Origin of the sequence: Providencia sp. 2.29 (assembly GCF_015832305.1) — a bacterium.
Classification (GTDB): domain Bacteria; phylum Pseudomonadota; class Gammaproteobacteria; order Enterobacterales; family Enterobacteriaceae; genus Providencia; species Providencia stuartii.
The window spans coordinates 4,229,330-4,243,610 of the sequence record NZ_CP065420.1 but is presented as its reverse complement, the minus strand read 5'-3'; the positions used below and the strand labels follow the sequence as shown (position 1 = coordinate 4,243,610).

Sequence of the window (14,281 nt, the reverse complement as noted above, 5' to 3'; positions counted from 1 at the left end):
TGTGCGTTAAAATTCAAGGAAAACATGGGTAGGGAGACTTTACCTGTGTTTTTCCTTTGTATTTCTAGTGATTAAGCCTAAGAGGTTATAGCCCTTGTTTGATAGGTATGAAGGCGGTGAACTGGCTGTATTGGTGCATGTCTTTTTCTCCCAAGAAAAGGACACTGAAAATCTGGCAGAATTTGAGTCACTCGTGACATCGGCGGGTGTGAAACCTGTACAGATAGTAACAGGCAGTCGTAAGTCTCCCCATCCTAAATATTATGTTGGAGAAGGGAAAGCGGAAGAAATCGCTGAAGCTGTGAAGGAAAGTGGCGCAGATGTGGTGCTATTTAACCATACGCTGAGTCCAGCACAGGAACGTAATCTCGAAAGGTTATGCCAATGTAAGGTCGTTGACCGTACAGGGGTGATTTTAGATATTTTCGCTCAAAGGGCGCGGACACATGAAGGTAAACTTCAAGTTGAATTAGCGCAGTTACGCCATTTATCGACCCGTTTGGTAAGAGGATGGACGCACCTTGAGCGGCAAAAAGGTGGGATTGGTTTACGTGGTCCTGGTGAAACTCAGTTAGAGACAGACCGTCGGTTATTAAGGGGCAAAATTAGCCAAATTTTATCCCGTCTCAGCCGAGTAGAAAAACAACGTGAGCAAGGGCGCCAAGCACGAAATAAAGCGGATATTCCGACAATTTCGCTGGTGGGTTATACCAACGCCGGTAAATCAAGTTTATTTAACCGGATGACGGCTTCCGATGTTTACGCTGCTGACCAACTATTTGCAACACTTGATCCAACATTAAGACGTATTAACGTGGAAGATGTTGGGCCAGTAGTACTTGCGGATACTGTTGGTTTTATTCGTCACTTGCCACATGATTTGGTTGCTGCCTTTAAAGCAACACTGCAGGAAACGCGTGAAGCAACGTTATTGCTCCATGTTATTGATGCAGCAGATAGCCGTTTGGATGAAAATATTCACGCGGTCGAAAGTGTATTGGAAGAAATTGAAGCAGATGAGATCCCAACACTTTTAGTCATGAACAAAGTGGATATGCTGGAAGACTTCATCCCGCGTATCGACAAAAATGAGGATAACAAGCCTGTTCGTGTCTGGGTATCAGCACAAACGGGTGACGGTATCCCCTTGTTGCTACAAGCATTGACGGAACGCCTTTCAGGTGAAATCGCACACGTTGAAATGCGTTTGCCACCGAGTGAAGGCCGCTTACGTAGCCGTTTTTATCAACTCCAAGCCATTGAACGCGAGTGGCAGGAAGAAGATGGTTCAATTGGCCTTGAGGTGCGTATGCCGATGGTTGATTGGCAGCGTTTGTGCAAACAGGAACAACAATTGCCTAGCTATGTGATTTAACATATCGCTAGGAAATGGAATTGATATTAAGAGTTATTTGTTGCTCTTAACCCGAAAAATCAATCATAAAGATATGGAGCTAAAACATGGCGTGGAATCAGCCCGGTAATGACGGACAAGACCGCGATCCGTGGGGAAGCGGCAATAAAGGCGGCAACTCTGGCGGGAATAAAGGTGGTCGAAAACGTGGGGCTTCTGATCTCGACGATCTCTTTCGTAAGCTGAGCAACAAGCTTGGCGGTAAAAAAGGCGGCAGCGGTGGTGGTGATGGTGATAATAAACAGCCATTCCAAATCAGCGGTCGCTTTGGTGTATTGGCTCTCGCGGCAGTCGTCGTTGTATGGGCGGGTTCAGGTTTTTATACCATCAAGGAAAGTGACCGAGGTGTGATACTACGCTTTGGTGAATACAGTGGTATTGTCGGACCTGGTTTGAACTGGAAACCAACTTTTATTGATAAAGTGATTCCAGTTAACGTTGAAACCGTTCGTGAACAAGCGACGAATGGTATGATGTTAACCTCAGACGAAAACGTGATCCGCGTTGAGATGAACGTGCAGTATCGTGTGACTAATCCTAAAGAATATCTATTCAGCGTCACTAACCCTGATAACAGCTTACGTCAGGCACTTGATAGTGCAGTCCGTGGCGTAATCGGTCAGTCAGCGATGGAACAAGTGCTTACAACGAATCGAGCATTTATTCGTGATGTAACACAAAGGGATCTGGAAGCGACGATAGAGCCATACAAAATGGGGATTACGGTACTCGATGTTAACTTCCAAGCTGCTCGTCCGCCTGAAGATGTTAAGGCTGCCTTTGATGACGTAATTGCAGCACGGGAAGAAGAGCAAAAAACGATTCGTGAAGCACATGCTTATCGTAACGAAGTGCTACCAATGGCAAAAGGTAATGCGCAAAAACTGATCGAAGAAGCTGAAGCTTATAAGGCGAGTGTGGTCTTTAAAGCAGAGGGTGAGGTTGCAAGTTTTGCAAAAATGTTGCCTGAATATCGTGCAGCACCTGAAATTACCCGTGAACGACTCTACATTGATACCATGGAGCGTGTTTTAAGTAATACACGTAAAGTTATCGCTAATGATAAGAGTAATAGCATGTTAGTACTGCCATTAGAGCAATTAATGCGTGGTAATAACAACAATACAGCAGCACCAAAAACGGGCTTAGAACCAAAAGTGATGAATCCAAATACGACTAACAATTCATCATCTTCGGGTACTCAGCCTGCACAGCAAAGCAGTAATGTGCGCGGTGATACTGTTCGAGTAGGGAGACAATAATCATGCGTAATTCGCTAATTGTTATTATTATTGCTATTTTGGCAGTCGCTTACGCATCCATTTTTATTGTCCCTCAAGCCGATCGCGGTATTGTGCTGCGTTTTGGTAAGGTTGTGCGTGACGCTGACAATAAACCTATCATTTATGAGCCAGGTTTGCATTTTAAAGTGCCTTTCATCGAAACGGTGAAAATGCTTGATGCGCGTATTCAGACATTGGAAATCCAAGCTGACCGCTATTTGACAAGTGAAAACAAAGACTTGATGGTAGACTCCTACCTGAAATGGCGCATTACTGACTTTAGCCGTTATTATGTGGCAACGGGTGGTGGTAGCTCAGATCAAGCTGAAACATTCTTAAAACGTAAGTTTAGTGACCGTTTGCGCTCTGAGTTTGGTCGTCTGAGTGTTAAAGATATTATTACAGACTCACGTGGTCGTTTGACTGTTGATGTACGCGAAGCTCTGAACGTAGGTTCAGCATCTGATGAATCGACTAAGGAAGTCGATGCAGAGATTGCTTCTGCGGCAGCGCGCGTTGAAGAAGAGACTAACTTAACGCCGTTAGTCGCTAACGCAAACAGTATGGCTGCTTTAGGGATTGAAGTTGTTGACGTTCGTATCAAACGTATTGAGTTACCGAACGAAGTTTCTGAGGCTATCTATGCGCGTATGCGTGCAGAGCGTGAAGCGGTTGCACGTCAGCATCGTTCACAAGGCCAAGAAGAAGCCACGAAGATCCGTGCGGTGGCTGATAAAACTGTGACTGAAACGTTAGCAGAAGCTGAACGTACAGCATTGACTCTACGCGGTGAAGGGGATGCGATGGCAACAAAACTGTTTGCTGACGCATTCAACCAAGACCCAGAGTTTTATGCCTTTATCCGTAGCTTACGTGCCTATGAGCACAGCTTTAATAGCGGTGAGGACGTGATGGTATTAAGCCCAGACACAGACTTCTTCCGCTTTATGAAAGCACCAACCAAGTTGCGTGCAACGGATTAAAATAACTGTTAAGCTAATAAAGAAAAGCCCGCTTCGCGGGCTTTTTTTACGTCTGTCTCTTTAAGTATTAGATTTTTCAGGGAAAACTAATACTGTTTAATCTGGTCGCTATCAGTTGGATTGATGACAGAAATAAAAAAGGCCATTTTTTCTTGCTTTCCAGAAAAAAATTTTTTGCTGTGCAAAAAATCACTGGAACAGATTATTTTAGATGGTAGAATTCATTTTTAAGCAACCGAGTGTATTTTGAAATGGGTAAGAACGTTGTCGTACTGGGCACCCAATGGGGTGACGAAGGAAAGGGCAAGATCGTCGACTTGCTGACAGAGCGTGCTAAATATGTAGTTCGCTATCAGGGCGGCCATAATGCTGGCCATACTCTTGTTGTAAACGGTGAAAAAACCGTTCTCCACTTAATTCCATCCGGTATTCTTCGTGAAAATGTCATCAGCATTATTGCTAATGGTGTCGTACTCGCACCTGACGCATTGATGAAAGAGATGAAGCAATTAGAAGATCGCGGTGTTCCTGTTCGCGAACGCTTACGTATTTCTGAAGCATGCCCACTGATCCTGCCTTATCATATCGCATTAGACAATGCGCGCGAAAAAGCGCGTGGCGCGAAAGCGATTGGTACTACGGGTCGTGGTATTGGTCCTGCTTATGAAGACAAAGTTGCTCGCCGTGGCCTGCGCGTTGGCGATCTGTTTGACAAAGCAACCTTTGCTGAAAAACTAAAAGAAATTGTTGAATACCACAACTTCCAGTTGGTGAATTACTATAAAGAACCCGCTGTTGATTATCAGAAAACCCTTGATGATATCATGGCAGTCGCTGATATTCTGACTGGCATGGTAGTTGATGTTTCTGATCTGCTCTATAAAGCACATCAGAAGAATGAATTAGTCATGTTCGAAGGTGCACAAGGCACTTTATTGGATATTGACCACGGTACTTATCCGTACGTGACCTCTTCCAACACAACCGCGGGTGGTGTTGCGACAGGTTCAGGCTTAGGCCCACGTTATGTAAGCTATGTTTTGGGTATCATTAAAGCTTACTCTACTCGTGTAGGGGCTGGTCCATTCCCAACTGAGTTATTTGACGAAACGGGTGATTTCCTACGTGAAAAAGGCCAAGAGTTCGGTGCAACAACAGGTCGTAAGCGCCGCACGGGTTGGTTAGATATCGTGGCGATTAACCGTGCTGTTCAGATCAACTCACTGTCTGGCTTCTGTATGACGAAACTAGACGTTTTAGATGGCCTGAAAGAAGTAAAAATTTGTGTAGGCTATCGTCGTCCAGATGGTACTGTTCTTGAAACAACACCATTAGCTGCTGATGAGTGGGAAGGTTTAGAGCCTGTCTATGAAGTATTACCAGGCTGGAGCGAAACAACGTTCGGTGTGAAAGACAGAGCGCTGTTACCACAAGCTGCGTTAGACTATATCAAGCGTGTTGAAGAGTTGACTGGTGTTCCGGTTGATATCATCTCAACAGGTCCTGATCGTTCTGAAACGATGATCTTACGCGACCCGTTTGACGCTGAATAATATCGAGCCTAATCTTTAGGTTTAGAGAAAAAACACCGAATATTTCGGTGTTTTTTTTATCAATTAATCACGTTTTAAATGGGCTAAATCGCTACCGGATGGGTGTTGATAGATCCGTAATTTGAAATATTTAGCGGATGCGTTGACGTACTCGAATATTTCCGACTGCACTTCTTCATAATCCACCCAAGTTGTGGAACGAGTAAAACAGTATATTTCGACAGGAAGACCATTAGGTGTTGGTGGCATGGTTCTGATCACTAAATACATATCAGCTCTGACATCCCCGCGCATTTTTATCCAATTTAAAATATATTTTCTAAACAATTGGAGATTGGTCACGCCATTGTCAATCATCCATTCATTGATATTACCGAGTTCGCCTTTCTCTTCGAGCATCGTTTCTAGGCTTTTACGCAGTGGTGCCGTATTCTTTAATTCATTCAATAACGCTTCGGTTGCAAATTCAATTGATGATTGGTCGATATAAAAACTACGCTTAATCCTACGGCCACCCGAAGAGAACATGGGTTGCCAGTTTGTGTATTTCTCCGTGAGAAAATCTTTAGTCGGAATACGTGAAATCGTGTTATCCCAATTACGAATGGTGATGGTGTGCAGTGCGATATCGATGACTTCACCGCTAATATTACTACTTGGTAGCTCTATCCAATCATAAAGTTTTAAGACTTTCCCATTAGAAACTAAAATATTTGCTACAAACGACAGTAAGGTATGTTGGAATACAAACATTAATACCGCTGCGATTGCACCAAAACTGGAAATAATAATGACAGGTGACTGGTCCGTCATTAATGCGATAATAAGGATAAATGAAATAATCCAAACAATAATTTTGGCGATTTCAATATACCCTTTGATGGAGTTATTTCGATGCAAAGTTCGGGTCGTTTGCCGTAAAATAAAGACATCAAGGCCATCATTGACTAGCCCTGCACCATTGATCACAATGAGCGACCAACAAATGGTTTTGAAGGTTATATTGACTTCATCGGAGAATGAGGGCAGCAACTGATTAAGGTAAAGTACCAAGGTTACAGCGACAATTGAGGCTATTTTCTTCGCAACACCATCAATCAAGTCATCATCGGTTAAGTTAGTCAGTAACGGTAGCAACTGTCGGGCAAACCGCAAAAAAATCACTTTTCCCACAAACCAAGTGAGCAGCAGGATCACGACTAAAAGCGAGGTCATTAATAGGGTGTTGTTCGAGATAACATTATAAATTTCAGCAAGTTGTTCCATAGTATCCTACATCATATCCTCAATGTGCTGATGGCTTATTATAAAATGAGCAAACTAAAAAGAATTGATGATAAAAGTGATATATAGGTTTTCGGTTCACTCTAATATCCTTTTAGATAGTGCAAATCCACGAGTGGCCTTAGCAATCTATGTTATTATAGGTATGATTAGCGTTATGGCATTACTCGCTATTGACATATTATTAGTCAAATTATGTCAATAAAACACCGCATAATGGCAAATAATCATAGATATGTATTGTTATTGAGGGGATATTACCTCTTTGTGGTAAGCTAAACTAGAATGAAAAGGTCGCTTATGGTTGCAAATTAAAGCGTTATTCGTCGTAGTTATTGGGTATAAAACAGTAACGGGGTGTGATGTCGCTACAATTTGAAATTAATAAGTAGGTAAAGTCAGATAACCATTGGCAAAGCCGAAATTTTGAGGTGATTGTGCAACTAACGAGTTTTACAGATTATGGGTTACGTGCTCTGATTTACTTGGCATCCCTTCCTGAAGGGAAAATGACCAGTATCACAGAAGTTACTGAAGTTTATGGAGTCTCCCGCAATCATATGGTTAAGATTATTAATCAGCTCAGTCATCTTGGTTATGTTAAAGCAACGCGAGGTAAAAATGGCGGGATCACCCTAGGCCAACCCGCGGAAACGATCCGTGTTGGGGATGTAGTAAGAGCTCTGGAACCTCTGACACTGGTGAACTGTAGTGGTGAATTTTGTCATATTACGCCAGCCTGCCGTTTGAAGGGTGTGCTTCATCAGGCAATACAACAATTTTTAAAAGAACTCGATAAACATACGCTGGCTGATATGGTGAAAGACAACAGCCCGCTTTATCAATTACTGCTTGATTAAATGATGCGGTAATTACAAATTCTGATGACAACGGAGGTAACGATGTCACGCGATCCTTTTCAGGAAAGAGAAGCAGAAAAATACGACTCCCCAATTCCTAGCAGAGAATTCATTCTCGAACTCCTCACTAAGCGCTCGGCTCCAGCAAAACGTGAAGAAATTGCACAATTATTAAACCTCTCTTCTGAAGAAGAGTTAGAAGCATTACGCCGTCGCCTGCGTGCAATGGAGCGTGATGGGCAATTGGTGTTTACCCGCCGCCAATGTTACGCACTACCTGAGCGTTTAGACCTCCTCAAAGGAAAAGTAATAGGTCACCGTGATGGTTATGGCTTCTTGCGAGTTGAAGGTAAAAAAGAAGATTACTATTTGTCACAAGACGAAATGAAACGTGCATTGCACGGTGATGTTATTTTAGCACAAGCTTATGGTCAGGACCGTAAAGGGCGTACAGAAGTACGTGTGGTCCGTGTCCTTGAGCCTCGTAATAACCAAATTGTTGGTCGCTATTTTATTGAGTCAGGTATGGGGTTTGTTGTGCCTGATGATAGCCGCTTAAGCTTCGATATTTTGATCCCTAAAGACCAAATTAATGGTGCGCGAATGGGGAACGTGGTGGTGGTTGAATTAATCACGAGACCACAGCGTCGCTCTCAGGCGGTAGGTCATATTATTGAAGTATTAGGGGAAAGTATGGGAACGGGAATGGCAGTCGAAATTGCCTTGCGTACCCATGAAATCCCACATACATGGCCCCCTCAAGTGGAAAAGCAGGTCGCTGACTTAAATGAACAAGTACCAGAGTCTGCTAAAAAAGGCCGCGTCGATTTACGTGATTTGCCACTCGTGACTATCGATGGTGAAGATGCTCGTGACTTTGATGATGCAGTACACTGTGCGCCGAAAAAAGGCGGTGGCTGGCGCTTGTGGGTTGCGATAGCTGATGTTAGCTATTATGTTCGTCAACAAACCGCCCTTGATGATGAGGCGCGTAGCCGCGGTAACTCGGTCTATTTCCCATCACAAGTTGTTCCGATGTTACCGGAAGTGTTATCGAACGGCCTGTGTTCACTGAATCCAGGTGTCGATCGCTTGTGTATGGTATGCGAAATGACCGTGTCGGCATCTGGTCGCTTATCATCATATAAATTCTATGAAGCGGTGATGAACTCTCACGCAAGATTAACCTACACTAAAGTATGGAAAATCTTGCAAGGTGATGAAGAGTTACGCGAACACTACAAAGCATTAGTGCCTCATATTGAACAGCTTCATGCTCTGTATAAAACGTTAGATAATGCACGTATTGACCGCGGGGCTATCTCTTTTGAATCTGAAGAAGCGAAGTTTATCTTTAATGCTGAACGTCGTATTGAGCGTATTGAGCCTGTAGAGCGTAATGATGCTCATAAACTGATTGAAGAGTGTATGATCTTAGCCAACATTGCGGCGGCTCGTTTTGTTGAAAAACATGAAGAGCCTGCATTGTATCGTGTGCATGATCGCCCGAAAGAAGAGAGTGTGATGAATTTACGTTCTGTATTTAGTGAGTTAGGGTTAACCTTGCCGGGGGGAATGAAACCGGAGCCGAAAGATTATGCACAGGTCATGAATGAAGTGGCTGACCGTCCTGACCATGAGTTGCTGCAAACCATGATCTTGCGGTCAATGAAGCAAGCCATTTATGATCCAGAAAACCGAGGTCACTTTGGGCTTGCTTTAAAATCCTACGCTCACTTTACATCGCCAATTCGTCGTTATCCCGATCTAACGTTGCATAGAGGTATCAAGTACTTACTGGCTAAAGAGCAGGGGCATACCGATCATCGTTGGACGCCAACAGGTGGCTGGCACTACGATATGGATAGCATGTTGCAGTTAGGTGAACATTGCTCAATGACTGAGCGCCGTGCCGATGAGGCGACTCGCGATGTGGCGGATTGGTTAAAATGTGACTTTATGCAAGACCAAGTTGGTCAAGTGTTTACTGGGTTGATTACCAGTGTGACAGGCTTTGGCTTCTTTGTACGCCTTAATGATTTGTTCATTGATGGCTTAGTGCATGTTTCGACGCTGGATAACGATTACTATCGCTATGATGCTGTGGGTCAACGTTTGATTGGTGAATCATCGGGAACCACATATCGACTTGGTGATGAAGTTGAAATTCGTGTTGAAGCCGTGCATATGGATGAGCGTACGATTGATTTCGCGTTGATTTCAACGACACGTAAAGCTAAAAATCCGGGTAAAACAGCCCGCGATAAAATGAAAAAAGAAGTCAAAAATGCTACTAAATCCGCGCGTGGTAAACGCGATGTAAGCCGAGATAAAAACTTCGAGCCTGATTCAGCATTCCGTCGCTCAGACAAAAATGGCAAGAAAACGGATAAAAAAGCGGGTAAGAAGGCAGAGACAAAGGCGAAAGGTAAAAAAGCCTCTGACAAAACGAAGAAAATCAGTGCAAAATTAAAAGCAAAACGTGCAGCGAAAAAAGCCCAGAAGCAAGAAGGGTAATTGACCCTGCTGAATCAAATAAGGTGGCGTAATGCCACCTTGAATTCTATCAACAAAAAAGATATTTATGAGCGAAATTATTTACGGCATTCATGCGGTGAAAGCCTTACTTGATCGTGACGCATCACGGTTCAAAGAAGTCTATATTTTAAAAGGGCGTGAAGATCGCCGTCTAATGCCGATTATCCAGGAAATCGAGTCACTGGGTATTGTTGTACAAGTGGCGAATCGTCAATGGATGGATGCACAAACAGAAGGCGCGGTTCATCAAGGGATCATTGCGAAAGTGTTGCCGGGTAAACAGTACCAAGAGGGTGATTTACCTGATTTTCTTGAAAGTACAGACACGCCTTTTTTATTAGTTTTAGATGGTGTTACTGATCCTCATAACTTAGGGGCATGCTTGCGTAGTGCTGATGCCGCCGGTGTTCATGCGGTGATTGTGCCAAAAGATAAGTCTGCACAGTTAAATGCGACAGCAAAAAAAGTGGCATGCGGTGCGGCTGAAAGTGTTCCGCTATTCCGTGTGACAAACTTAGCCAGAACATTGCGTCTGTTAAAAGAGTACAATGTGTGGATTGTTGGTACTGCTGGTGAAGCCGATCATACGCTTTATCAAAGTAAGCTCACAGGGCCAATGGCATTGGTGATGGGAGCGGAAGGTGAAGGTATGCGCCGTTTGACTCGTGAACATTGTGATGAGTTGATCAGCATTCCTATGGCGGGTACTGTTTCGTCACTGAATGTCTCTGTTGCAACAGGGATTTGTTTGTTTGAAGCGGTTCGTCAACGTGCCGAGAAGTCAGCCGTAGAATAAATATTCTCTGATATTTGTCTCCATCCCTTGAGTTTTTTCTCAGGGATGGGTATAGTTACGCGTCAATTTTTTAGCCGCACTCAACAAGTTCCTTGCCTCCGCGGGCCGCGGTTAACCCTGACAGGAGGCTGAATAATCCGTAAGGAGCAACTACTAATGCGTCATTACGAAATCGTTTTTATGGTCCATCCTGACCAAAGCGAACAGGTTCCGGGCATGATCGAGCGTTACAGTGCGACAATCACTAACGCACAAGGTCAGATCCACCGTCTGGAAGACTGGGGCCGTCGTCAACTGGCTTACCCAATCAATAAACTGCACAAAGCTCACTATGTTCTGATGAACGTAGAAGCTCCACAGGAAGCGATTGATGAGCTGGAAACTAACTTCCGCTTCAACGATGCCGTTATCCGCAGCATGGTTATGCGCGTTAAACACGCGGTGACAGAAGCTTCTCCAATGGTTAAAGCTAAAGACGAACGTCGTAGCCGTGACCTGGCTGATGAATATCAGGATGAAGAAGCTGAAGAAGCTGGGGATTCTGAAGAGTAATTGCGCAGGTGTTCACTAATCGTTTGGTGCTCACAGGCACGGTCTGTAAAGCATTAATTCGAAAAGTGAGTCCGTCGGGTATTCCTCACTGCCAGTTTGTTTTAGAACATCGTTCACAACAACAGGAAGCGGGATTGACTCGGCAAGCATGGTGCAGAATGCCCATCATTGTTAGCGGACAAGCCTTACAAGCCCATACTCACAGTATAACGGTCGGCAGTCGAATTACAGTGACAGGTTTTATTAGTACCCATCAAGGGCGCAATGGACTGAGTAAACTGGTTCTTCATGCCGAGCAGATTGATTTGATAGATTCTGGAGACTAGCCATATGGCACGTTATTTCCGTCGTCGCAAGTTCTGCCGTTTCACAGCGGAAGGCGTTCAAGAGATCGACTATAAAGATATCGCAACGCTGAAAAACTATATCACTGAAAGTGGTAAAATTGTACCAAGCCGTATCACCGGTACTCGTGCAAAATATCAGCGTCAGCTCGCTCGTGCTATCAAGCGCGCTCGCTACCTGTCTCTGTTGCCATATACTGATCGTCATCAGTAATTGGTACAGTCCATTAACGACTTTAAGAGGATAAGGTAATGCAAGTTATTCTGCTTGATAAAGTAGCTAACCTAGGTAGCCTGGGTGATCAGGTTAACGTTAAATCGGGCTATGCTCGTAACTACTTAGTTCCACAGGGCAAAGCTGTTCCTGCAACTAAGAAAAACATCGAATTCTTCGAAGCTCGCCGTGCTGAACTAGAAGCTAAATTGGCTGAAGTTCTGGCAGCAGCTCAAGCTCGTGCAGAAGCTGTTAATGCACTGGGCTCTGTGACTATTGCTTCTAAAGCAGGTGACGAAGGTAAACTGTTTGGTTCTATCGGTACTCGTGATATCGCTGATGCAGTCACTGCAGCAGGCGTTGCAATCGCGAAAAGCGAAGTTCGCCTACCAAACGGCGTTCTGCGTACTACTGGTGACCACGAAGTTCACTTCCAGTTACACAGCGATGTTTTTGCTGAGCTGAACGTTATCATCGTTGCTGAGTAATCAAAAATGATGGTAGTACTATCGGACTTATTCGATGGTACAAAAAAACACCGGCTTGTCCGGTGTTTTTTATTGCCTAAAAACCGTTATTTTTACTTAAAAGTCGTAAGCGTTTTACCTATCCTGCTGCTTTCCACGAAATAACCTTATTCACACCACTCCATCCTATATCGAGTACAGTGATACCACTGATTTGCGACTTTGATAGAAAATGGCAATAGCCTAATTTTTTCAAGTGTGAGTTAGAGTTGGAGCAATCGAGCTAAATGCGATTGCGTAATAGCAAATTTACCGCGTAAGGTTGATTGACAGTATGTGGCATAAAGCGAAATGGGATTTTTTGTATAAACATTAATGCCCCAGCTATTGCCTGATAGTGGAGCGTTAATGTTTTAACGAATAACTAAGGTGTACGGTAGTAACTACCATCACTTAAACGGGCAAAACTAACCGTTTTACCTTCCGCAGTTGTCACTTCTAAAAGCTGTACCTCACCTTTGGCATTCGCTTTCAAACGAATTTTCTGCCCTTGGCGCAAGTTACTCAATGGTTTTTCTGGGCCTTCAACGCGTGCCATGATAAATGCATCGTTGGCTTGCAGATGATTGTCACGAAATAACTGAGCCAGTGTTTTTCCTTTTTGGACTTGATAATTTTGCCAATTATTAGTGGAAGGACGCGTAGCTGGACGCTTCTCTTGCTCTGTTGGTGTGGTCTGTTTTGGCTCTGATGGTGTGACCGGTTGCTTAGGTTGCTCGACAGTGGTAGGTGGAACGGTTTCAACGGGAGGCTCTTGAATAATTTCAGGCTCATTAGGTAAACGCGTTTGTGTGTCGTCTGTTCCACTACTGATGGTTGGCTCCTCCGAAGGGGCTTGGGTCACAATTTCCGGTGCTGTGGGTGGTGGAACTACAATAGGTTGTGGCTGATTTTGTGCTATTTGCTGATCGCTGTTTTTGTCATCGACAGGTATAAAAAACGCCGCGATGATAATGATCGTTAAAACAGCAATACCAATACGATGAAATATTGAAAGTTTAAACATGACTCCTCCTTGATTGAGGAAACCCTAACAACAGGCAAAATAACTTGTGATAACAAGAATACTAGCACTGATTTGTAGTAATTTGATTACCCTAAGTTATTTTTCAGAGAACACTGAGCGGGATCAGGCTGTCCGAAAGGCTTTTATTCTTGATAGGCATTGTTTAGGTTTACCCATAAGAGAGGGGCTGTTATCCTTGGTTTTTTATCAAAAACCATACAGGTATTTTCATGGCAAACCAAAATTTTGATTCAGTAGAAGCTCAAGCAAGCTACGGTATTGGCCTGCAAGTTGGTCAACAACTATTAGAGTCTGGCTTAGAAGGCCTAGAGCCGGCAGCTATCTTAGCGGGTCTTACTGACGCATTAGAAGGTAATATGCCTTCAGTTCCCGTCGAAGCGCTACATAAAGCGTTACGTGAAATCCATGAGCGTGCAGATGCTGTTCGTGTAGCTCGCCAAGAAGCGATGGCCGCAGAAGGCCGTGCATTCCTTGAAGAAAACCAAAAACGTGAAGGTGTCTCAACCACTGAGTCTGGTTTGCAATTTTCTGTCATTAACCAAGGCGAAGGCGCAATTCCTACACGTACAGACCGTGTTCGCGTACATTATACCGGTCGCTTGATTGATGGTACTGTATTTGACAGCTCAGTGCAGCGCGGTCAACCCGCAGAGTTCCCTGTTAGCGGCGTTATTCAAGGTTGGATTGAAGCATTAACACTGATGCCTGTCGGTTCTAAATGGGAACTTTATATCCCTTCCGAGCTTGCTTATGGCGAACGTGGTGCAGGCGCATCTATTCCGCCATTCAGCACGCTAGTCTTTGAAGTTGAGTTACTCGAAATTCTGTAATCTTGGCGGTCAGTATAACTGACTAAGCTACTATCAGGGCTTTGCAGGTCAGCCTTTTTATTATGAAGGCGAGGCC

At 44.0% G+C, this 14,281-nt stretch carries 14 protein-coding genes; 12 read left to right on the top strand and 2 right to left on the bottom strand.

What is annotated here, in order from left to right; translation table 11 throughout:
* The first annotated feature begins 94 nt into the window (after positions 1-94).
* The 4 genes from hflX (at position 95) to I3B46_RS20130 (ending at position 5,233) form a co-directional block, all read left to right on the top strand.
* Positions 95-1,375 (top strand): ribosome rescue GTPase HflX, encoded by a 1,281-nt coding sequence (gene hflX, locus I3B46_RS20145; protein ID WP_104873167.1) that lies wholly within the window; start codon positions 95-97, stop codon positions 1,373-1,375.
* 86 nt (positions 1,376-1,461) lie between these two features.
* The gene (hflK, locus tag I3B46_RS20140) at positions 1,462-2,676 is read left to right on the top strand and encodes an FtsH protease activity modulator HflK (protein ID WP_004915644.1); all 1,215 of its coding nucleotides are present in this window, start codon (positions 1,462-1,464) and stop codon (positions 2,674-2,676) included.
* A 2-nt stretch (positions 2,677-2,678) separates the two neighbouring features.
* The gene (gene hflC / locus I3B46_RS20135; RefSeq protein WP_004915648.1) at positions 2,679-3,680 is read left to right on the top strand and encodes a protease modulator HflC; all 1,002 of its coding nucleotides are present in this window, start codon (positions 2,679-2,681) and stop codon (positions 3,678-3,680) included.
* Between the two features lie 251 nt (positions 3,681-3,931).
* Positions 3,932-5,233: an adenylosuccinate synthase gene (locus I3B46_RS20130; RefSeq protein WP_014657305.1), complete on the top strand. Its 1,302-nt coding sequence runs from the start codon at positions 3,932-3,934 to the stop codon at positions 5,231-5,233.
* Positions 5,234-5,296: 63 nt separating this feature from the next.
* Here I3B46_RS20130 and I3B46_RS20125 read toward each other — a convergent pair whose 3' ends face one another.
* On the bottom strand, positions 5,297-6,499 hold the full coding sequence (locus I3B46_RS20125; RefSeq protein WP_104873168.1) for a mechanosensitive ion channel family protein: 1,203 nt from the start codon (positions 6,497-6,499) through the stop codon (positions 5,297-5,299).
* 455 nt (positions 6,500-6,954) lie between these two features.
* Here I3B46_RS20125 and nsrR point away from each other — a divergent pair, with 455 nt between their 5' ends.
* The 7 genes from nsrR (at position 6,955) to rplI (ending at position 12,309) form a co-directional block, all read left to right on the top strand.
* Positions 6,955-7,377, top strand: a complete 423-nt coding sequence (gene nsrR, locus I3B46_RS20120) for a nitric oxide-sensing transcriptional repressor NsrR (protein WP_014657306.1) — start codon at positions 6,955-6,957, stop codon at positions 7,375-7,377.
* 42 nt (positions 7,378-7,419) lie between these two features.
* Positions 7,420-9,894: a ribonuclease R gene (gene rnr / locus I3B46_RS20115; RefSeq protein ID WP_040132542.1), complete on the top strand. Its 2,475-nt coding sequence runs from the start codon at positions 7,420-7,422 to the stop codon at positions 9,892-9,894.
* A 67-nt stretch (positions 9,895-9,961) separates the two neighbouring features.
* The gene (gene rlmB, locus I3B46_RS20110) at positions 9,962-10,711 is read left to right on the top strand and encodes a 23S rRNA (guanosine(2251)-2'-O)-methyltransferase RlmB (protein ID WP_060561485.1); all 750 of its coding nucleotides are present in this window, start codon (positions 9,962-9,964) and stop codon (positions 10,709-10,711) included.
* A 156-nt stretch (positions 10,712-10,867) separates the two neighbouring features.
* The gene (rpsF, locus tag I3B46_RS20105; protein WP_004915670.1) at positions 10,868-11,263 is read left to right on the top strand and encodes a 30S ribosomal protein S6; all 396 of its coding nucleotides are present in this window, start codon (positions 10,868-10,870) and stop codon (positions 11,261-11,263) included.
* An 8-nt stretch (positions 11,264-11,271) separates the two neighbouring features.
* Positions 11,272-11,589, top strand: coding sequence for a primosomal replication protein N (gene priB / locus I3B46_RS20100; protein WP_071599631.1), 318 nt, complete (start codon positions 11,272-11,274; stop codon positions 11,587-11,589).
* Positions 11,590-11,593: 4 nt separating this feature from the next.
* On the top strand, positions 11,594-11,821 hold the full coding sequence (rpsR, locus tag I3B46_RS20095) for a 30S ribosomal protein S18 (RefSeq protein WP_000135199.1): 228 nt from the start codon (positions 11,594-11,596) through the stop codon (positions 11,819-11,821).
* Positions 11,822-11,859: 38 nt separating this feature from the next.
* Positions 11,860-12,309 (top strand): 50S ribosomal protein L9, encoded by a 450-nt coding sequence (gene rplI, locus I3B46_RS20090; protein ID WP_004915671.1) that lies wholly within the window; start codon positions 11,860-11,862, stop codon positions 12,307-12,309.
* A gap of 403 nt (positions 12,310-12,712) precedes the next feature.
* Here the strand turns inward: rplI and I3B46_RS20085 are convergent, their stop codons facing one another.
* On the bottom strand, positions 12,713-13,354 hold the full coding sequence (locus I3B46_RS20085; RefSeq protein ID WP_004915675.1) for a LysM-like peptidoglycan-binding domain-containing protein: 642 nt from the start codon (positions 13,352-13,354) through the stop codon (positions 12,713-12,715).
* Between the two features lie 230 nt (positions 13,355-13,584).
* On the opposite strand from I3B46_RS20085, the gene fklB reads away from it, so the two are divergent.
* The gene (fklB, locus tag I3B46_RS20080) at positions 13,585-14,205 is read left to right on the top strand and encodes an FKBP-type peptidyl-prolyl cis-trans isomerase (protein WP_004915679.1); all 621 of its coding nucleotides are present in this window, start codon (positions 13,585-13,587) and stop codon (positions 14,203-14,205) included.
* Positions 14,206-14,281 lie beyond the last annotated feature (76 nt).